The following is an 18,070-nucleotide window of genomic DNA, read 5'->3' as shown; positions in this document are numbered from 1 at the left end:
GGTTGCCTTACTCAATATTCTGTACTTGTTCGCGCATCTGCTCGATCAACACTTTGAGGTTGACCGCCGCCGTGGTGCTGCGCGGATCGAAAGCCTTGGAGCCCAGTGTATTGGCTTCGCGGTTGAGTTCCTGCATCAGGAAGTCCAGGCGCCGACCGGCGGCACCGCCGGACTTGAGCACGCGGCGCACTTCAAGGATGTGGGTGCTCAGGCGGTCGAGTTCTTCGGCGACGTCGCTCTTCTGCGCCAGCAGGACCATTTCCTGCTCCAGGCGTGTCGGGTCAAGGTCGGCCTTCATGTCGGCGAAGCGGTCGAGCACCTTCTGGCGCTGGGTGGCAAGCATCTGCGGGACCAGCTCACGCAGGGTGACCACGTCTTCTTCGATGGAGGTCAGGCGCTCGTTGATCAGGCGTGCCAGCTCGGCGCCTTCGCGCTCGCGGCCGGCCTTGAGCTCCTTGAGGCCCTGGTTGAACAGCGCCAGGGCTTCGGCATTGAGGGCCTGCGGGTCGGTGGCGTCGGCCACCAGTACACCGGGCCAGGCCAGCACTTCCAGGGGGTTGAGCGCGGCCGGCTGCTTGATCAGGCCGGCGATGGTTTCGGCGGCGGCCACCAGTTGCGCGGCGCGGTCGCGGTCGACCTGCAGCGGCTTGCCGGTGGTTTCTTCGGTAAAGCGCAGGGTGCATTCCAGCTTGCCGCGGGAAATGCCCTGGCGCAGCGCTTCACGCACGGCGCCTTCGAGGTCGCGGAATGACTCCGGTAGGCGCAGGTGCGGCTCCAGGTAGCGGCTGTTGACCGAGCGCAGTTCCCAGCTCAGGGTGCCTTGTACGCCGGCTTTTTCGACGCGGGCGAAGGCGGTCATGCTGTGCACCATGGAGGTACCTCGCGTTGCAGTCCCGCAAACACGGGCTGATGGTTAAGAAGGCGCAGGATTGTAGCGCAGTGGGAGGAGCGCGCCCAAACCGAGCATTCGTAACCGGATTTTTTAGCAGTGCCCCGAACCGGTTCACGGCTCTATAATGCTCGGCAGTTTTTCGTCCTCAGTACAGGTGTCTCCCTATGAAACGTCCAAGTGGTCGCGCTGCCGATCAGCTCCGCTCGATCCGCATCACCCGCAACTACACCAAACACGCCGAGGGGTCTGTACTGGTCGAGTTTGGCGATACCAAGGTTATCTGCACCGTCAGCGTTGAAAACGGCGTGCCGCGGTTCCTTAAAGGCCAGGGCCAGGGTTGGTTGACCGCCGAGTACGGCATGCTGCCGCGCGCCACCGGCGAGCGTAACCAGCGTGAAGCCAGCCGTGGCAAGCAAGGCGGTCGCACCCTGGAAATCCAGCGTTTGATCGGCCGTTCCCTGCGCGCAGCCCTGGACATGTCCAAGCTGGGCGACGTGACCCTCTACGTCGACTGTGATGTGATCCAGGCCGACGGCGGCACCCGTACCGCGTCCATCACCGGCGCCATGGTGGCCTTGGTCGACGCACTGAAAGTGATCAAGAAGCGCGGCGGCCTGAAAGCGGGCGACCCGCTCAAGCAGATGATCGCTGCCGTATCGGTAGGCATGTACCAGGGCGAGCCAGTGCTGGACCTGGACTACCTGGAAGACTCGGCCGCCGAGACCGACCTGAACGTGGTCATGACCAGCACCGGTGGTTTCATCGAAGTGCAGGGCACTGCCGAAGGTGCGCCATTCCAGCCGGCCGACCTGAACGCCATGCTGGCCCTGGCCCAGAAAGGCATGACCGAGATTTTCGAACTGCAGAACGCCGCCCTGGCTGACTGAGTCGGCCTCAAGGAGAAACGCCATGAATGACAACCAGATGCCAGTGCCCACGCCTTCCTACGAAGTGCGCCAGGGGGCAATGTTGTGCCATCTCGCGGCGTTTCTGGGGTTTGTGTTCCCCTTCGGCAGTGTCGTGGGGCCGCTGATCCTGTGGCAGATGAAGAAAGAAGTGGACCCGTTCATTGATGATCAGGGCAAGGAAGCCCTGAACTTCCAGATCACCGTGGCCATCGCCTGGATAACTTGCATCGTGCTGGCCTTCGCGGTGATTGGCTTTTTCCTGATGTTCGCCCTGGCGATCGCCACGGTGGTGCTGACCATCATTGGTAGCATCAAGGCCAACAAGGGGATCGCCTATCGCTATCCGCTGACCTGGCGCGTGATCAAATAATGAACAGGCACAAAAAAACCGACAGCGATGTCGGTTTTTTTGTGCCTGGAAAAAGACCTCAGATGGTCAATGTCCAGTCGTAGTCCACGATCAGCGGCGCGTGCTGCGAGAAGCGTGGCTGGCGCGGCAGGCGTGCGCTGCGAACGAACCGGCGCAGGCCGGGGGTCAGCAACTGGTAGTCGAAACGCCAGCCCAGGTTGAGCATCTCAGCCTGTTCGTTATCCGGCCACCAGCTGTACTGGTCGCCTTCGCGGCTGACTTCGCGCAGTGCGTCGACATAGCCCATGTTGCCGACAATCTCGTCCATCCAGGCGCGTTCCGGCGCCAGGAAGCCTGGAGATTGCTGACTGTCGCGCCAGTTCTTGATATCCAGCTTCTGTTGCGCCACGTACAGCGAGCCACAATAAATGTACTCGCGACGTTTGCGCCGCTGTTTGTCCAGGTAACGGGCGAAATCGTCCATTAGCTTGAACTTCTGGTTCAAGTCTTCATCGCCGTTCTGCCCCGAAGGAAGCAGCAAGGTCGCGATGCTGACCTTATCGAAATCGGCTTGCAGGTAGCGCCCGTAGCGGTCGGCTGTCTCGAAGCCGAGGCCGCTGATGACCGCCTTGGGTTGCAACCGCGAATACAAAGCCACGCCACCTTGGGTGGGCACTTCGGCATCGCAGGCATAAAGGAAGTAGCCATCCAGTTGGAAGGCTGGGTCGTCCAGTTCAAAGGCGGAGGCGCGGGTATCCTGCAGGCAGATGACGTCGGCATTCTGGGCTTGCAGCCAACTGAGCAAACCACGCTCGACTGCAGCCTGAATACCATTAACGTTCACACTGATGATCCGCATAAATGGCCCCAAAAATCGCGTGCGTGTATGATACACGCCGTCTACCTAATTAGCTAAATCCGTGGTATCTGAGGCTTTTTTCATGCAGGCGTATCAACGCGATTTCATTCGTTTTGCCATCGATCGCGGCGTTTTGCGCTTCGGTGAGTTCACCCTCAAGTCCGGGCGCACCAGCCCGTACTTCTTCAATGCGGGCTTGTTCAACTCCGGTTCGGCCCTGGCTCAGCTGGGTCGTTTCTATGCGGCAGCCATCGTTGAAAGCGGTATTTCCTTTGATGTGTTGTTTGGCCCAGCCTACAAGGGCATTCCCCTGGCCGCCGCGACAGCCGTGGCCCTGGCTGAACATCACGGGCAGGACCTGCCGTGGTGCTTCAACCGCAAGGAGGCCAAGGCCCATGGCGAAGGCGGGAGCCTGGTGGGCGCACCGCTGACCGGCGACGTGCTGATCATCGACGACGTGATCACCGCTGGCACCGCCATCCGTGAGGTGATGCAGATCATCGCCTCCCAGGATGGCGCCAAGGCTGCCGGCGTGTTGATCGCGCTGAACCGCCAGGAGCGTGGCAACGGTGAGTTGTCGGCGATCCAGGAAGTGGAGCGTGATTTCGGTATTCCGGTGGTGAGCATCGTGTCGCTGAACCAGGTGCTGCAGTTCCTTGAAGATGATCCGCAGCTCAAGCAGCATTTGCCTGCTGTTCGTGCGTACCGTGAGCAATTCGGCGTCTGACACAGAGCCCTCTTGTGTGTGAGGGCTAGTGTGGGAGGGAGCAAGCCCCCTCCCACATTTGGATCTCCAGTGTGTTCAAATCCTGCAAACAAAAAGGCCCCGCTCAATCAGATTGAGCGGGGCCTTTTTGTTTTTGGCGTTTAAGGACGCTTGCGGTTACTGATCAGGGTGCCCACACCGGTATCGGTGAAGATTTCCAGCAGGATCGCATTCGGCACCCGGCCGTCGAGGATCAGCGAGCTGCCCACGCCGCCTTGCACCGCTTCCAGCGCGCAACGGATCTTCGGCAGCATGCCACCGTAGATGGTGCCGTCGGCGATCAGCTCGTCGACCTGTTGGGTCGTCAGGCCGGTTAATACCTTGCCTTCCTTGTCCATCAAGCCGGCGATGTTGGTCAGCAGCATCAGCTTTTCAGCCTTCAGCGCTTCAGCCACCTTGCCGGCCACCAAGTCGGCGTTAATGTTGTAGGACTCGCCATTGGCGCCTACGCCGATCGGTGCGATCACGGGAATGAAGTCGCCCTTGACCAGCAGGTTCAGCAGGTCGGTATTGATACCGATCACTTCGCCTACTTGGCCGATGTCGATGATTTCCGGCTGGGTCATTTCCGGCGTCTGACGGGTCACGGTCAGTTTTTTCGCACGGATCAGCTCCGCATCCTTGCCGGTCAGGCCGATGGCGCTGCCGCCGTGGCGGTTGATCAGGTTGACGATGTCCTTGTTGACCTGGCCGCCAAGGACCATCTCCACCACGTCCATGGTCTGCGCGTCAGTGACGCGCATGCCATCGATGAAGTGACTCTCGATCGACAAACGCTTGAGCAGGTCGCCGATTTGCGGGCCGCCACCGTGGACCACTACCGGGTTGATCCCCACGGCTTTCATCAACACGATGTCGCGGGCAAAGCCGGTTTTCAGCTCGTCGCTTTCCATGGCATTGCCGCCGTACTTGATCACCAGCGTCTTGCCGACGTAGCGTCGAATGTAAGGCAACGCTTCGGAAAGGACCTTGGCGGTATTGGCAGCGGCTTCGCGTTCGAGGGTCATTCAGGGCTCCGGTAAAAAATCAGAACGGTAATTGGAGATCAGGGGCAACACGTTTCAACTGGGCGTGGAACACGTCCTTGATGCGCTGCAACTCAGCCTCGGTATCCGCCTCGAAACGCAGGACCAGCACCGGTGTGGTGTTGGACGCGCGAACCAGGCCCCAGCCTTTGGCGTAATCGACTCGCACACCATCAATGGTGGTCAGGTTGGCGCCTTCGCCCCATTGCGCATCGTGCAGTGCGTCAATGATGCTGAATTTGCTCTCCTCGGTCACATGGATATTGATCTCTGGCGTAGAAATATCGTTCGGGAAGGTCTGGAACAGCTCTTCGGCGGTGGATTTTTCCTTGCTGAGGATCTCCAGCAGGCGTGCGGCACTGTAAATGCCGTCGTCAAAGCCGAACCAGCGCTCCTTGAAGAACACGTGACCACTCATTTCGCCGGCCAACAGCGCGCCGGTTTCTTTCATTTTCTTTTTGATCAACGAGTGACCGGTCTTCCACATTAGCGGGCGACCGCCGTATTCCTTGATCAGCGGCGTGAGGCGGCGGGTGCACTTCACGTCGAAAATGATCTCGGCGCCTGGGTTACGTGCCACCACGTCGCGGGCGAACAGCATCAGCAGGCGGTCCGGGAATACGATTTCGCCGGTTTCAGTCACCACCCCCACGCGGTCGCCGTCGCCGTCAAAGGCCAGGCCGACGTCAGCCCCGGTTTCCTTGACCTTGGCGATCAGGTCAACCAGGTTTTCAGGCTTGCCCGGGTCCGGGTGGTGGTTGGGGAAGTTGCCGTCGACCTCGCAGAACAAGGGGATCACTTCGCAGTTCAGGGCTTCGAGCAGCTGCGGGGCGATCACGCCGGCCGCGCCGTTGCCGCAGTCCACCACCACTTTCAGGCGGCGCTCAAGTTTGACGTCACGGGTGATTTCGTCAGAGTAGCGCTGCAAGATGTCGACTTTGGTGATGGTGCCCTTACCGCTGGTCAGGTCGTTGGTTTTCAGGCGGTTGTGCAGGGCCTGGATCTGTTCGTTGGCCAGGGTGTCGCCAGCGATGACGATCTTGAAACCGTTGTAGTCCGACGGGTTATGGCTGCCGGTGAGCATCACCCCGGACTTGCCGGCCAGTACGTTGGCTGCGTAGTACAGCGCTGGGGTCGGCACCAGGCCGACATCACTCACATGGCAACCGCTGTCGGCCAGGCCCTGGATCAGTTGTTCCACCAACTCCGGGCCGGACAGGCGACCGTCACGGCCGACCGACACGTTGGGCTCATCCTGGGCCAAGCTCTGTGAGCCGATGGCGCGGCCAATCCAGTAGGCGGTTTCGGCAGTCAGCGTCTTAGGCACCACGCCACGGATGTCGTAGGCGCGAAAGATGCTGTCGGGGAATGTCGGGGCTACTCGGGCTGCGGTACTCATCGCGGGGGGAAACTCCATCTGAAGGGGGCAAGGCTGGCCTTAATGTGGCTGACCGGCAGGCTCAAACTGAAGGGTATGACGGTGTTTTCGGCAGAGAGTTCGTGGTGCAAAAGTGCCAGCAGCGTGCTGGCTTTGTCCTGCTGTTTACGTAATGCATTGATTTATATAGGGAAATCTCGCTGATAAAGTCCGCGCATTCTTCGTCCTGAAAAGCCTTGCGGTGGCGTCGGGCCGGGCAACGGCGCCCGGCCAGATTCAGCTTAGTCAGTGACTGCCGGAATGCCCAAAGCCGCCTGCGCCACGCTGGGTCTCATCAAACTCTTCTACCAGTTCAAAGTGTGCCTGCACCACCGGTACCAGTACCAGCTGGGCGATTCGCTCGCCGACGGCGATGTTGAACGCGGTCTGGCCACGGTTCCAGCACGACACCATCAGCTCGCCTTGGTAGTCCGAGTCGATCAGGCCCACCAGGTTGCCCAGCACGATGCCGTGTTTGTGGCCCAGGCCGGAGCGCGGCAGGATCAGCGCCGCCAGGCCAGGGTCGCCAACGTAGATCGACAGGCCGGTCGGAATCAGCAGGGTCTGGCCCGGCTCAAGCACGGTGTCTTCCTTGAGCATGGCGCGCAGGTCGAGGCCGGCGGAGCCCGGTGTGGCGTAGGCCGGCAGTGGGAATTCGTTGCCGATGCGTGGATCGAGGATCTTGGCTTGCAAAGCGTGCATGGAAATTAAACCTGGTTCAGCCGTTGGGCGATAAAAGAGATCAGTTGGCGGGCAATCTTGCCCTTGCTGGTCTGGGCGAAAAGGGTGGCGTGCAGCTCGCGGTCGATCACGCTGCAGGCGTTTTCCTCGCTGTTGAAGCCGATGCTCGGGTTGGCGACATCATTGGCCACGATCAGGTCGAGGTTTTTGTCTTTCAATTTGCGTGCGGCGTAATCCAGCAAATGCTCAGTCTCGGCGGCGAAGCCGACACTGAACGGACGGTCCGGACGCGTGGCGATGGTGGCCAGGATGTCTGGGTTGCGCACCATTTGCAGGAGCAGGCCATCACCGCTTGTAGGATCTTTCTTGAGCTTTTGCGGGGCGACGACTTCCGGGCGGTAGTCCGCAACCGCTGCCGAGGCGATAAACAGGTCGCACGGAATAGCGGCCTCACAGGCCGCCAGCATGTCGCGGGCGCTGACTACGTCGATTCGCGTGACCCGATCAGGGGTCGGCAAATACACCGGGCCGGTGATCAAGGTGACACGTGCGCCTGCCTCGACCGCCGCTTCGGCCAAGGCGAAGCCCATTTTTCCTGAGCTATGGTTGGTGATGTAGCGCACCGGGTCGATGTTTTCCTGGGTCGGGCCAGCCGTAATCAGCACGTGCTTGCCGGTCAGGGCCAGGTGTTGGAAGCACTCGGCGGCGCACAGTGCGAGGTCGGTGGCTTCGAGCATCCGGCCCATGCCAACGTCGCCGCAGGCTTGGCTGCCGGACGCCGGGCCGAACACCTTGAGGCCACGGCTTTGCAGGAGTTGAGTGTTGGCCTGGGTGGCCGGGTCGCGCCACATGGCCTGGTTCATGGCCGGGGCGATGGCGACGGTGGCGTCGGTGGCCAGTACCAGGGTGGTCAGCAGGTCATCGGCAATGCCTTGGGCCAGTCGCGCGATCAGGTCGGCGGTGGCCGGGGCGATCAGCACCAGGTCGGCCCATTTGGCCAGCTCGATATGGCCCATGGCGGCTTCGGCCGCGGGGTCCAGCAGGTCCAGGTGAACCGGGTGCCCGGACAACGCCTGCATGGTCAGTGGAGTAATGAACTCACTGCCGCCGCGCGTCATGACCACGCGCACTTCGGCGCCCTGGTCCAGGAGCCTGCGGACCAGCTCTGCGCTCTTGTAGGCGGCAATGCCGCCGCCAACGCCGAGAACGATGCGTTTCCGATACAGACGCTGCATTGGTTTGCCTTTCCAGTTCAGTGATGCCAGTTCAGTGACGCCTGCGATGCCCCCTCCCCAGGGGAAATCACATGCAAAAAAGAGGGCCTACGATAACACAGCGTCCGCGAGTCAACAGCGGTGCACATGGCGTATAGGGAGAGGGAGCAGGGATGAGTATTCGCGATTGGCCGGCGGCGGAGCGGCCGCGAGAAAAGCTGTTGGAATGGGGCGCGGCGAGTCTGTCGGATGCCGAGCTGCTGGCGATCTTCTTGCGTACAGGGGTTTCCGGCAGGAGTGCAGTGGACCTGGCGCGCCATCTGTTGGCGCAATTCGGCGGCTTGCGCCCGTTGTTGGAGGCCAGTCAGGCACTGTTCAACCAACAATTGGGCTTGGGGCCGGCGAAGTTTGCCCAGTTGCAGGCGGTGCTGGAAATGGCCAAGCGGCACATGGCCGAACGCCTGCGACATGACTCGGTGCTGGAGAGCCCTAAGGCTGTGCGCGATTACCTCAAGGCGATGCTGCGGCATGAGCCCCACGAGATCTTTGGCTGTCTGTTCCTTGATTCAAGGCACAGGGTGCTGGGTTTCGAGGCCTTGTCCCAAGGCACCATCGACGCGGCGATGGTTTACCCCCGGCAGGTGGTCAAGCGCGCCCTGGCCTATAACGCGGCGGCGCTGATCCTTTGCCATAACCATCCTTCCGGCAGCCTTGAGCCGAGCGCAGCTGATCGAAAATTGACCAAGTTGCTGCAAAAGGCCTTGGAAGTGGTGGATGTGCGAGTCCTCGATCACATCATCGTAGGAGACGGCGACCCGTTGTCGATGGCGGAATATGGGTGGCTGTAGAAGCAGCAAATGAACGGGTGAAGCTGCAAGCCTCAAGTGGGCTTGCAGCGTGCAGCTTAGGGCTTGACGCTGACCTTCGAGAAATCCTGGCGCCCGAATGGGCTCACCTGGTAGCCCTCGACATTCTTGCGGGCCAGGGCAAACGCCGTAGGGTGCGCGAGCGGCAGCCACAGTGCCTGCTGCTGGATCTGCGCCTGGGCCTGCTGGTAGAGCTTGCTGCGCACCCCTTGCTCGCTGGTGGTCTTGCCGGCGCTGATCAGCTTGTCCAGCGTTGGGTCGCAGTAGCGGGCGAAGTTGGTGCCGGATTTCACTGCCGCGCATGAGAACTGCGGGGTCAGGAAGTTATCCGGGTCGCCGTTGTCGCCGGCCCAGCCCATGAACAGCAGGTCGTGTTCGCCGGCTTTGGCGCGGCGGATCAGCTCGCCCCATTCGATCACACGGATCTCGGCCTGGATGCCGACTTTGGCCAGGTCAGCCTGCAGCAGTTGGGCACCGAGGTTCGGGTTCGGGTTCAGCAGGCTGCCGGTGGGGCGGGTCCAGAGGGTGGTCTTGAAACCGTCCTTCAGACCGGCGCGGTCCAGCAGTGCCTTGGCCTTGGCGAGGTCCTGCGGGTAACCGGGCAGGTCCTTGGCGTAGCTCCAGGTGTTGGGCGGGTAAGGGCCGTTGGCGGCTTCGGCGGTCCCTTCAAACACGGCTTTGAGGTAGCTGCCCTTGTCGAAGGCGAGGTTGATCGCCTGGCGCACTTCAGGTTTGTCCAGGGGCGGGTGCTGGCTGTTGATGGCCACGAAGGCGGTCATGAAGGCAGCGGTTTTCTCGACCTTGAGCGCCGGGTCTTTTTCGGCCTCGCCCACGTCCAGCGGCTTGGGCGACAGGGCAATCTGGCATTCATCACGGTGCAGCTTCTGCAGGCGCACGTTGGCGTCCGGGGTGATGGCGAAGATCAAGTTATCCACAGCCGGTTTGCCGGCGAAGTAGTCCGGGTTGGCTTTGTAACGCACCACCGCGTCTTTCTGGAAACGGCTGAAGATGAACGGGCCGGTGCCGATCGGTTGGCTGTTGAGCTTTTCCGGCGTGCCGGCCTTGAGCAGTTTATCGGCGTATTCCGCCGGGTAGATCGAGGCAAAACCCATGCTCAGGGCGGCGAGGAAGGTGGAGTCGGCATGGTCCAGGGTAAAGCGCACGGTGAGCGGGTCGAGGGCGTCGATTTTCTTCACCAGCGTCGGCAGTTGCAGCGACTGCGCGTGGGGGAAGCCGCTCTGGGCGATCTTGTGCCATGGGTTGGCCGGGTCGAGCATGCGCTCGAAGCTGAAGCGCACGTCTTCGGCGGTCAGGGTGCGGCTTGGGGTGAAGTAGTCAGTGCGATGGAATTTCACATCCGGGTGCAGCTTGAAGGTATAGGTCAGGCCATCCGGCGAGACGTCCCAACTGTCTGCCAGGCTGGGCACCAGTTTGCCGCTGGTCGCGTCATAGTCCACCAAGCGGTTCATCAGCACATCGGCCGAGGCGTTGGTGGTGGTCAGCGAGTTGTATTGCACCACATCGAACCCTTCGGGGCTGGCCTCGGTGCAGACGCTCAAATTGCTGGCCGCAGAGGCCAGCGGGGCGATGAATAGAGGGGCTAGCAATAGCGGTAGGGCAGCGAGGCGCATGTTCGGTTTCCTTTGCAGATCGAAGGCCCATCTGCGAGTGCAGTCTGGAAAAGTCCTACCGTAGTGGTCTGATAGGTAAATGACTAGCCCATTTTTGGCTGTGCTTTTGCCCCAAATGCTGTTTTGATGGCGCCTCATCGCGTTTCGTCGAGCACTTCACGGTGTTCGCGCGCGCTGTAAATCATTCTGTGCGACGAGCGGTCGGCTATGACAGCGGCCCCTCCTGGCAGCGGTTCAGGCGTCTGTCGCCAAGATTTACGCCAGTAAAAACACGCGGGCTGTTGTTGCACTGGGGTCTTTCTGGTATAAAGCAGCGCTCTTTTCTAGGGGCCCGGTTCCTTCGCTTGTAGGTGTAGCCGGTAAGACCCTAAAGAAACGCGGCGCCTGGCGCCAAATGACTGAGAGATTAAGCGGCCAACCCATGCCGGGTTGGGCATGTGGTTTTAGAGGGCTGAGGCATGTCGAGAGTCTGTCAAGTTACCGGTAAGGGTCCGGTGACTGGGAATAACATTTCCCACGCAAATAACAAAACCCGTCGTCGTTTCCTGCCGAACCTGCAGCATCACCGCTTCTGGGTTGAAGAAGAGAAACGTTTCGTCCGTCTGCGCGTATCCGCTAAAGGCATGCGCATTATCGACAAGCGTGGCATCACTGTCGTGCTGGCCGAAATCCGTGCCGCTGGCAAGATCTAAGGAGCTCTATCATGCGTGAATTGATTCGAATGATCTCTAGCGCCGGTACTGGTCACTTCTACACTACCGACAAGAACAAGCGTACTACCCCGGACAAGCTCGAAAAGAAAATGTTCGACCCGCGCGTTCGCAAGCACGTGATCTACAAAGAAGGCAAAATCAAGTAATTGATTTTCCTCCTTGTGAAAAAAAGCCCGTATCTCACGATCCGGGCTTTTTTTTGCCTGTGATTTGCCGGTCAGGCTTTCTGTTCGAACACCACGTAGATCTTGCGGCAAGGCTCCAGCACTTCCCAGGTGCCGCTGAAGCCGGCGGGGATCACGAAGCGATCACCCGCGCGCAAGGTCTTGGCATTGCCGTCGACATCACGTAGCACGGACACACCTTGCACAATCTCGCAGTACTCATGCTCGGTGTAGTTGACCTTCCATTGCCCGACCTCACCTTCCCACACCCCGGCGCTCATCTGGCCGCACGGGCTGTTGTAGTGGTTGTAGATCGTTTGCTCGGGATCACCCTTGAGGATTTTTTCGGCGGCGGGGCGGTAGCGGTCTGGGGCGGTGTTGGCTTGGCTGAAGTCGACGATGTCCTGGATGCTCATGTGCGTGTCCCGTCTGGCCTGCGGTTGGAGAGCCCAAAGTCTATGTTTATTAAAATGAACATCGCAAGGGCGTTTTCCTACGTTATGTCAAATATATTGAAACATCCCCAGCCGCTGGTTTAGGGTGGCAGCTGCCTTGAGCCGAACAGCTGGCTGGCGGGGCACGCATTCTTTGAGGCTGCCGGGGGACATCGCCTGGCCCTTGTATTCCATAAGAGGAGGACACTCGCATGACCACCCTGACCCGTGCCGACTGGGAACAACGCGCCAAGGATCTGAAGATCGAAGGCCGCGCTTACATTAATGGCGAGTACACCGCCGCTGTTTCCGGTGACACCTTCGAGTGCATCAGCCCGGTCGATGGTCGCCTGCTGGCCACTGTTGCCAGCTGTGACGCCGCCGACGCCCAGCGCGCCGTAGAAAACGCGCGTGCCACGTTCAACTCCGGTGTGTGGTCGCGCCTGGCGCCGGCCAAACGCAAAGCCACCATGATCCGTTTCGCTGCGTTGCTCAAGGCCAATGCCGAAGAGCTGGCGCTGCTTGAAACCCTGGACATGGGCAAGCCGATCAGCGACTCCCTGAACATCGACGTACCCGGCGCGGCGAATGCCCTGAGCTGGAGCGGCGAAGCCATCGACAAAATCTACGACGAAGTCGCCGCCACTCCGCACGACCAACTGGGCCTGGTGACCCGTGAGCCGGTCGGCGTCGTCGGCGCCATCGTGCCGTGGAACTTCCCACTGATGATGGCCTGCTGGAAACTCGGCCCGGCGCTGTCCACCGGTAACTCGGTGATCCTCAAACCGTCCGAAAAATCCCCACTGACCGCCATCCGTATCGCAGCCCTGGCCGTTGAGGCCGGTATTCCAAAAGGTGTGTTCAACGTGCTGCCGGGCTACGGCCACACCGTGGGCAACGCGCTGGCGCTGCACATGGACGTCGACACCCTGGTGTTCACCGGTTCGACCAAGATCGCCAAGCAACTGTTGATCCGCTCCGGCGAGTCGAACATGAAGCGTGTATGGCTGGAAGCGGGCGGCAAGAGCCCCAACATCGTGTTTGCCGATGCACCGGACCTGCAAGCTGCCGCCGAGTCCGCCGCCGGCGCTATCGCCTTCAACCAGGGCGAAGTCTGCACCGCCGGTTCGCGCCTGCTGGTGGAGCGTTCCATCAAGGATAAATTCCTGCCACTGGTGATCGAGGCCCTCAAGGGCTGGAAGCCAGGCAATCCGCTGGACCCGGCCACTAACGTCGGCGCGTTGGTGGACACACAGCAGATGAACACCGTGCTCTCGTACATCGAAGCCGGGCATGCCGATGGCGCCAAGTTGGTCGCCGGTGGCAAGCGCATCTTGGAAGAAACCGGCGGTACTTATGTCGAGCCGACGATTTTCGACGGCGTGACCAACGCGATGAAGATCGCCCAGGAAGAGATCTTTGGTCCCGTCCTGTCGGTGATCACCTTCGACAGCGCCGAGGAAGCGGTCAAGATCGCCAACGACACCGTCTATGGCCTGGCCGCCGCCGTGTGGACAGCCGATATCTCCAAGGCGCACCTGACCGCCAAGGCCCTGCGCGCCGGTAGCGTGTGGGTCAACCAATATGACGGCGGCGACATGACTGCGCCGTTTGGTGGCTTCAAGCAATCGGGTAACGGTCGCGACAAGTCGCTGCATGCGTTCGACAAGTACACCGAGCTGAAGTCGACCTGGATCAAGCTCTAAGCCACACCGCTCGCCAAAGGTGGGGGCTTGCTGTGGTGAGCAGGCTTGCCCTGCGCTGGGCTGCGAAGCGGGCCCGCCGGATTCTCAGTGAACCCGGCGGGGGACAAGCCCCCTCACCACAGCAAGCCACCTCCCACACTGTTTTGTGTGTTCTCAAGAATTATCCACAGGAGCGTGGCAATGCGTTGGGCGACTTATTTCGCCGTCCTGGCCTCGGTACTCAGCGTCGGCCTGGCGCTGGGTGTCAGCATGCCGCTGGTGTCCCTGCGCCTTGAAAGCTGGGGCTACGGCAGCTTTGCCATTGGCGTGATGGCGGCTATGCCCGCGTTTGGTGTGCTGCTGGGCGCCAAGGTCTCCAGTCGCATGGCCTCCTGGCTCGGCACGGCCAACCTCATGCGTCTGTGCCTGTGGGCGGGCGCGGTGTCCATCGGCTTGTTGGCGATCCTGCCCAGCTATCCGGTCTGGCTGGTGTTACGGCTGATGATCGGCGTGATCCTCACCATCGTATTTATCCTCGGCGAAAGCTGGATCAACCAATTGGTAGTGGAGCAGTGGCGCGGCCGGCTGGTGGCTCTGTATGGCTGCAGTTATGCCTTGAGCCAACTGTCGGGCCCGTTGCTGCTGGGCCTGATCGGTACCGACCATGATTATGGTTTCTGGGTGGGCGTAGCCCTGCTGATGGTGGCGCCGCTGTTGCTGTTGGGGCGCTCCGGCGCACCGAGCGCCGAGTCCTTCAGCGTGACCTTCGCGCAACTGTGGCGCTTCTGCCTGAGTCTGCCCGCGATTGCCTGGGCGGTGGCGCTGTTCGCCGCATTCGAGGCGATGATCCTCACGTTGCTGCCGGTGTATTGCCTGCAGCAAGGCTTCACCGCCGAAGTTGCCCTGGCCATGGTCAGCACGGTGGTGGTCGGCGATGCGCTGCTGCAACTGCCCATCGGTGCGCTGGCCGACTACCTGCCGCGACGCACGTTGTTCCTGGGCTGTGCGCTGCTGTTGCTGGCATCGAGCCTGGCCATTGCGCCGTTGATGCACACGCCGCTGATCTGGCCGGTGTGGGTGCTGTTCGGCGCCAGTGCCGGCGGTTTGTTCACCCTGTCGCTGATCCTGATCGGCGAGCGTTACCGTGACGATGCGCTGGTGCGCGCCAATGCCCACGTGGCGCAGTTGTGGGGTATCGGCTGCCTGATCGGCCCGTTGGTTGCCGGTGCCGGCAGCCAGTGGGTCAGCGGGCATGCGCTGCCGTGGCTGATGGCGGCGGGCGCGCTGGGGCTGGTGGTGCTGTTGCTGCGCCAAGGCGCCTTCGGCGCAGCACAGCCAGCCTGACCTGACCTGCAATCGCGTGTGGGGCTTCGTCTTTCTTAGAGCATCCGCTCGAGGCCAACGCTGGTGGCGAACCACGCATTGAAGCGCCGCCACCAGCTGCCCGGCTCGCGGGTCAGGGTGTGCAATTGGCCGTTGTCCTCGGTGACCCACACGATCTGGCCATCCTGCAATTTCGCCTCATAGCTCAAGGCCGGGGCCATGCCTTGCAGCGCCAGGTTACGCACGTGTTCCGCCAGCTCCGGGCTGTCGACCAGCACACCCACTTCGGTGTTCCACAGCACCGAGCGCGGGTCGAAGTTGAAGGAGCCGATAAACGATTTCGTCCGATCAAAAATCATCGCCTTGCTGTGCAAGCTGGAGTCCGAACCACGGAAGGTACCGCGTCGAAACAGGTGTGGGCCGCTGCCGCCGCCGTCCCCGGGTTGGCGGCGCAGCTCATAGAGCTTCACGCCATGTTCCAGCAGGGCCTTGCGGTAGGGCGCGTAACCGCCGTGCACGGCCGGCACGTCGGTGGCTTCGAGCGCGTTGGTCAGCAGGCTGACCGACACGCCGGCGTCGGCGCGCCCGGTCAGGTACACCAGCCCCGGTTGCCCCGGCACGAAGTAGGCCGAGATCATGATCAGCTCGTGGTTGACCCCTTCGAGTTCCGGCGCCAGTTGCGTCGTGAGTAGCAGCCGAGGGTCTGGGTCGGCCTTGGACAGCACCTTGCTCGGCGCATCCCAGAGCGCCTGGTTCCAGGCCCAGATCAGCTCGCGGCGCCAGATGTCCATGCGCGGTTGGGTCTGGTAGGTGCGCAAGCGGTTGTACAGCGCGTGATTCTGCTGGCGCGACTCGGCCAGCGAGGCTTCCAGTCGCACGCGTGCGGCGGCCAGGTCGCCTCGGGTCGGCGCAATGGACACGAAGTCATCAATGGGTTTGCTCAGGGCACTGTTCCAGTACTGGTCGAAACTGTGGCCGAGCTGCTCAGCCACCGGCCCCACGCTGAGCATGTCGATGTCGGTGAAGTTCAGGTTGGGCTCGGCGTCGAAATATTCATCCCCCAGGTTGCGCCCGCCGACGATGGCCACGCTGTTGTCCGCCAACCACAGCTTGTTGTGCATGCGCCGATGCTGCAGCGACAGGTTGAACAAGCGGCCCATGGCCCGTGTCGCGCCGGTGCTGCGCCCGAGGTGCAGCGGGTTGAACAGGCGAATCTCGATCTTGGGGTGGGCGGCGAGGGTGGCGATGATCTGGTCCAGGCCATCACTGGTGGTGTCGTCCAGCAGGATACGCACGCGCACGCCGCGGTCAGCGGCCTTGAGCAGTTCGTCCACCAGCATGCGGGTGCTGATGCCGTCGTGCACGATGTAGTACTGCAGGTCGAGGCTGGTCTGGGCGTTACGGATCAGCTCGGCACGTGCCATGAACGCCTCGCTGCTGTTGGGCAGCAGGCGAAAACCAGAGCGTCCTTGATAGGGCGCGGCCTGGGCCTGGATCGACCGGCCGAACGACGATTGCGCGGCGGGCAGGGCGTCGCTGGGGATGCGCGGTACGCTCACCGTGGCGCAGCCACCCAGGGCCAGGGCTCCCAACAGGAAAAACGGTAATAGCCGTTGAATCATCAAGGGAGTTGCTTCCAGATCAGGGCGGTTGTCGGCATATGACGGCAATTTCCCGCGAAAGGTCAGTCGGCCACCTCAGCGAGCATTTTGCTGGCGGCGGCACCGACCTTGCGCACGGCTTCTTCAATCTGTGCGGTTGGCTTGGCAGCGTAGTTCATGCGCAGGCAGTTGCGGTACTTGCCCGATGCGGAAAAGATGCTGCCTACGGCCACCTGCACGCCTTGTTCCATCAGCACACGGTTGAGCTTCAACGTATCAAAGCCTTCCGGCAGTTCGATCCACAGCATGAAACTGCCCTGGGGGCGACTCGCCCGCGTACCTACCGGGAAATAACGGCTGACCCAGTCGAGCATCAAGTCGCGATTACGTTGGTATTGCGTGCGCATCCGCCGCAAATGGGGCTCGAAGTGGCCGCCTTTGAGAAATTCGGCTATTGCGATCTGCGGCTGCGTGGCGGTTGATCCGGTGCTGATGTACTTCATGTGCAGCACCCGCTCCAGGTAGCGGCCGGGAGCAACCCAGCCGATGCGCAATCCGGGCGCCAGGGTTTTCGAGAACGAACTGCACAACAATACTCGGCCGTCTTCGTCGAAGGACTTGATGGTGCGCGGGCGTGGGTAGCTGTAGGCCAGTTCGCCGTATACGTCATCTTCGATGATCGCCACGTCAAAGCGCTGGGCCAAGGTCAGCAGCGCACGTTTGCGCGCTTCCGGCATGATGTAGCCCAAGGGGTTGTTGCAGTTGGGCGTGAGCTGGATGACCTTGATCGGCCACTGTTCCAGTGCCAGCTCCAGGGCTTCGAGGCTGATGCCGGTGATGGGGTCGGTGGGGATTTCCAGGGCTTTCATGCCCAGCCCTTTGAGGGTCTGCATGGCGCCGTGGAAGCTCGGTGAATCCACCGCGACGATATCACCCGGCTCGCAAATGGCATGGATGCTGGCGGACAGTGCCTCATGGCAGCCGGTGGTGATGACGATATCGTCGGCGGTCAGTTGGCAGCCGGAATCCAATGACAGTCGCGCAATTTGTTCGCGCAATTCCATACAGCCCATGATGTTGTCGTAGTACAGCCCCGGCAAGTCCTGGCGCCGGCTCACACGGGCCAGACTGCGCAGCAGGGGCTTGATCGTAGGTGACAATACGTCCGGCATGCCACGGCCCATCTGTATGACGTCTTTGCGGGGGACGGCGCGAATCAGCTCCAGCACCTGGTCCCATTGCGATATTTCCACCGGGCGCTGGGCGGGTCGACCGATTTCGGGCAGTGCCGGCAGCGCTCGGCCGACCGGCACAAAATAGCCAGATTTGGGTTTGGGCATCGCCAGGCCATTGTCTTCCAGCAATCGATAAGCCTGCTGCACGGTGCTCAGGCTGACCCCGTGCTCCACGCTCAGGGCCCGTACGGAAGGCAATCGATCGCCGGGGCGGTAGAAGCCTTGTTCGATACGTGTACCCAGCAGTTCGGCAAGGTTGACGTAGAGGGTCATGGCGGTCGCTCCCGAGAGACCAGTACAGATAGGG

17 protein-coding genes and 1 pseudogene are annotated in these 18,070 nt (G+C 61.4%); 8 read left to right on the top strand and 10 right to left on the bottom strand.

Annotated features, from left to right (window positions below; all coding sequences use genetic code 11):
- Window positions 1–7: 7 nt before the first annotated feature.
- Window positions 8–871, bottom strand: coding sequence for a YicC/YloC family endoribonuclease (locus tag ACI512_RS02350; RefSeq protein ID WP_064053246.1), 864 nt, complete (start codon window positions 869–871; stop codon window positions 8–10).
- A gap of 185 nt (window positions 872–1,056) precedes the next feature.
- Here ACI512_RS02350 and rph point away from each other — a divergent pair, with 185 nt between their 5' ends.
- Window positions 1,057–1,779, top strand: a complete 723-nt coding sequence (gene rph / locus ACI512_RS02345) for a ribonuclease PH (protein ID WP_010207511.1) — start codon at window positions 1,057–1,059, stop codon at window positions 1,777–1,779.
- Window positions 1,780–1,801: 22 nt separating this feature from the next.
- Window positions 1,802–2,170, top strand: coding sequence for a DUF4870 domain-containing protein (locus ACI512_RS02340; protein ID WP_064053247.1), 369 nt, complete (start codon window positions 1,802–1,804; stop codon window positions 2,168–2,170).
- Window positions 2,171–2,228: 58 nt separating this feature from the next.
- On the opposite strand, the gene ACI512_RS02335 is transcribed toward ACI512_RS02340, so the two are convergent.
- Window positions 2,229–3,008, bottom strand: coding sequence for an exodeoxyribonuclease III (locus ACI512_RS02335; RefSeq protein WP_003195493.1), 780 nt, complete (start codon window positions 3,006–3,008; stop codon window positions 2,229–2,231).
- 82 nt (window positions 3,009–3,090) lie between these two features.
- On the opposite strand from ACI512_RS02335, the gene pyrE reads away from it, so the two are divergent.
- Complete coding sequence (gene pyrE / locus ACI512_RS02330) at window positions 3,091–3,735, top strand: orotate phosphoribosyltransferase (protein ID WP_003195489.1); 645 nt, start codon at window positions 3,091–3,093, stop codon at window positions 3,733–3,735.
- 140 nt (window positions 3,736–3,875) lie between these two features.
- On the opposite strand, the gene argB is transcribed toward pyrE, so the two are convergent.
- The 4 genes and pseudogenes from argB to coaBC form a co-directional block, all read right to left on the bottom strand.
- Window positions 3,876–4,781, bottom strand: a complete 906-nt coding sequence (gene argB, locus ACI512_RS02325) for an acetylglutamate kinase (RefSeq protein WP_015886532.1) — start codon at window positions 4,779–4,781, stop codon at window positions 3,876–3,878.
- Window positions 4,782–4,800: 19 nt separating this feature from the next.
- Window positions 4,801–6,222, bottom strand: a pseudogene (locus ACI512_RS02320) (phosphomannomutase/phosphoglucomutase); the annotation flags it as partial.
- A 240-nt stretch (window positions 6,223–6,462) separates the two neighbouring features.
- Window positions 6,463–6,918 (bottom strand): dUTP diphosphatase, encoded by a 456-nt coding sequence (dut, locus tag ACI512_RS02315; protein ID WP_010207501.1) that lies wholly within the window; start codon window positions 6,916–6,918, stop codon window positions 6,463–6,465.
- Between the two features lie 5 nt (window positions 6,919–6,923).
- Window positions 6,924–8,132, bottom strand: coding sequence for a bifunctional phosphopantothenoylcysteine decarboxylase/phosphopantothenate--cysteine ligase CoaBC (gene coaBC / locus ACI512_RS02310; protein WP_236379610.1), 1,209 nt, complete (start codon window positions 8,130–8,132; stop codon window positions 6,924–6,926).
- A 152-nt stretch (window positions 8,133–8,284) separates the two neighbouring features.
- Between coaBC and radC the strand changes: the two genes are divergently transcribed.
- On the top strand, window positions 8,285–8,959 hold the full coding sequence (gene radC / locus ACI512_RS02305; protein WP_015886529.1) for a DNA repair protein RadC: 675 nt from the start codon (window positions 8,285–8,287) through the stop codon (window positions 8,957–8,959).
- A gap of 56 nt (window positions 8,960–9,015) precedes the next feature.
- Here the strand turns inward: radC and ACI512_RS02300 are convergent, their stop codons facing one another.
- Window positions 9,016–10,608 carry an ABC transporter substrate-binding protein gene (locus ACI512_RS02300; RefSeq protein ID WP_236379609.1) on the bottom strand — a complete coding sequence of 531 codons (1,593 nt, stop codon included), beginning with the start codon at window positions 10,606–10,608 and terminating at the stop codon, window positions 9,016–9,018.
- A gap of 458 nt (window positions 10,609–11,066) precedes the next feature.
- Between ACI512_RS02300 and rpmB the strand changes: the two genes are divergently transcribed.
- Together rpmB and rpmG are read left to right on the top strand one after the other, a co-directional pair.
- Window positions 11,067–11,300, top strand: coding sequence for a 50S ribosomal protein L28 (gene rpmB, locus ACI512_RS02295; RefSeq protein ID WP_003176907.1), 234 nt, complete (start codon window positions 11,067–11,069; stop codon window positions 11,298–11,300).
- Between the two features lie 11 nt (window positions 11,301–11,311).
- Window positions 11,312–11,467, top strand: coding sequence for a 50S ribosomal protein L33 (gene rpmG / locus ACI512_RS02290; RefSeq protein WP_003176906.1), 156 nt, complete (start codon window positions 11,312–11,314; stop codon window positions 11,465–11,467).
- 71 nt (window positions 11,468–11,538) lie between these two features.
- On the opposite strand, the gene ACI512_RS02285 is transcribed toward rpmG, so the two are convergent.
- Window positions 11,539–11,901 carry a cupin domain-containing protein gene (locus ACI512_RS02285; RefSeq protein WP_064053251.1) on the bottom strand — a complete coding sequence of 121 codons (363 nt, stop codon included), beginning with the start codon at window positions 11,899–11,901 and terminating at the stop codon, window positions 11,539–11,541.
- Between the two features lie 230 nt (window positions 11,902–12,131).
- Between ACI512_RS02285 and ACI512_RS02280 the strand changes: the two genes are divergently transcribed.
- Window positions 12,132–13,625 carry an aldehyde dehydrogenase gene (locus tag ACI512_RS02280; RefSeq protein ID WP_236379608.1) on the top strand — a complete coding sequence of 498 codons (1,494 nt, stop codon included), beginning with the start codon at window positions 12,132–12,134 and terminating at the stop codon, window positions 13,623–13,625.
- 180 nt (window positions 13,626–13,805) lie between these two features.
- Window positions 13,806–14,948 carry an MFS transporter gene (locus ACI512_RS02275; protein ID WP_015886525.1) on the top strand — a complete coding sequence of 381 codons (1,143 nt, stop codon included), beginning with the start codon at window positions 13,806–13,808 and terminating at the stop codon, window positions 14,946–14,948.
- Window positions 14,949–14,983: 35 nt separating this feature from the next.
- Here the strand turns inward: ACI512_RS02275 and ACI512_RS02270 are convergent, their stop codons facing one another.
- Together ACI512_RS02270 and ACI512_RS02265 are read right to left on the bottom strand one after the other, a co-directional pair.
- Complete coding sequence (locus tag ACI512_RS02270) at window positions 14,984–16,549, bottom strand: phospholipase D family protein (protein WP_231808561.1); 1,566 nt, start codon at window positions 16,547–16,549, stop codon at window positions 14,984–14,986.
- Window positions 16,550–16,611: 62 nt separating this feature from the next.
- The gene (locus ACI512_RS02265; RefSeq protein WP_236379607.1) at window positions 16,612–18,036 is read right to left on the bottom strand and encodes a PLP-dependent aminotransferase family protein; all 1,425 of its coding nucleotides are present in this window, start codon (window positions 18,034–18,036) and stop codon (window positions 16,612–16,614) included.
- Window positions 18,037–18,070: the final 34 nt, after the last annotated feature.

Source organism: Pseudomonas petroselini, from assembly GCF_045037875.1.
Lineage (GTDB): Bacteria > Pseudomonadota > Gammaproteobacteria > Pseudomonadales > Pseudomonadaceae > Aquipseudomonas > Aquipseudomonas petroselini.
The sequence above is the reverse complement of the archived record's forward strand: the minus strand, read 5'-3'. Positions and strand labels throughout refer to the sequence as shown.

Coding starts and splice junctions, on each gene's coding strand:
- ACI512_RS02350 (WP_064053246.1), bottom strand. CDS start 871: ATGGTGCACAGCATGACCGCCTTCGCCCGCGTCGAAAAAGCCGGCGTA.
- rph (WP_010207511.1), top strand. CDS start 1,057: ATGAAACGTCCAAGTGGTCGCGCTGCCGATCAGCTCCGCTCGATCCGC.
- ACI512_RS02340 (WP_064053247.1), top strand. CDS start 1,802: ATGAATGACAACCAGATGCCAGTGCCCACGCCTTCCTACGAAGTGCGC.
- ACI512_RS02335 (WP_003195493.1), bottom strand. CDS start 3,008: ATGCGGATCATCAGTGTGAACGTTAATGGTATTCAGGCTGCAGTCGAG.
- pyrE (WP_003195489.1), top strand. CDS start 3,091: ATGCAGGCGTATCAACGCGATTTCATTCGTTTTGCCATCGATCGCGGC.
- argB (WP_015886532.1), bottom strand. CDS start 4,781: ATGACCCTCGAACGCGAAGCCGCTGCCAATACCGCCAAGGTCCTTTCC.
- dut (WP_010207501.1), bottom strand. CDS start 6,918: ATGCACGCTTTGCAAGCCAAGATCCTCGATCCACGCATCGGCAACGAA.
- coaBC (WP_236379610.1), bottom strand. CDS start 8,132: ATGCAGCGTCTGTATCGGAAACGCATCGTTCTCGGCGTTGGCGGCGGC.
- radC (WP_015886529.1), top strand. CDS start 8,285: ATGAGTATTCGCGATTGGCCGGCGGCGGAGCGGCCGCGAGAAAAGCTG.
- ACI512_RS02300 (WP_236379609.1), bottom strand. CDS start 10,608: ATGCGCCTCGCTGCCCTACCGCTATTGCTAGCCCCTCTATTCATCGCC.
- rpmB (WP_003176907.1), top strand. CDS start 11,067: ATGTCGAGAGTCTGTCAAGTTACCGGTAAGGGTCCGGTGACTGGGAAT.
- rpmG (WP_003176906.1), top strand. CDS start 11,312: ATGCGTGAATTGATTCGAATGATCTCTAGCGCCGGTACTGGTCACTTC.
- ACI512_RS02285 (WP_064053251.1), bottom strand. CDS start 11,901: ATGAGCATCCAGGACATCGTCGACTTCAGCCAAGCCAACACCGCCCCA.
- ACI512_RS02280 (WP_236379608.1), top strand. CDS start 12,132: ATGACCACCCTGACCCGTGCCGACTGGGAACAACGCGCCAAGGATCTG.
- ACI512_RS02275 (WP_015886525.1), top strand. CDS start 13,806: ATGCGTTGGGCGACTTATTTCGCCGTCCTGGCCTCGGTACTCAGCGTC.
- ACI512_RS02270 (WP_231808561.1), bottom strand. CDS start 16,549: ATGATTCAACGGCTATTACCGTTTTTCCTGTTGGGAGCCCTGGCCCTG.
- ACI512_RS02265 (WP_236379607.1), bottom strand. CDS start 18,036: ATGACCCTCTACGTCAACCTTGCCGAACTGCTGGGTACACGTATCGAA.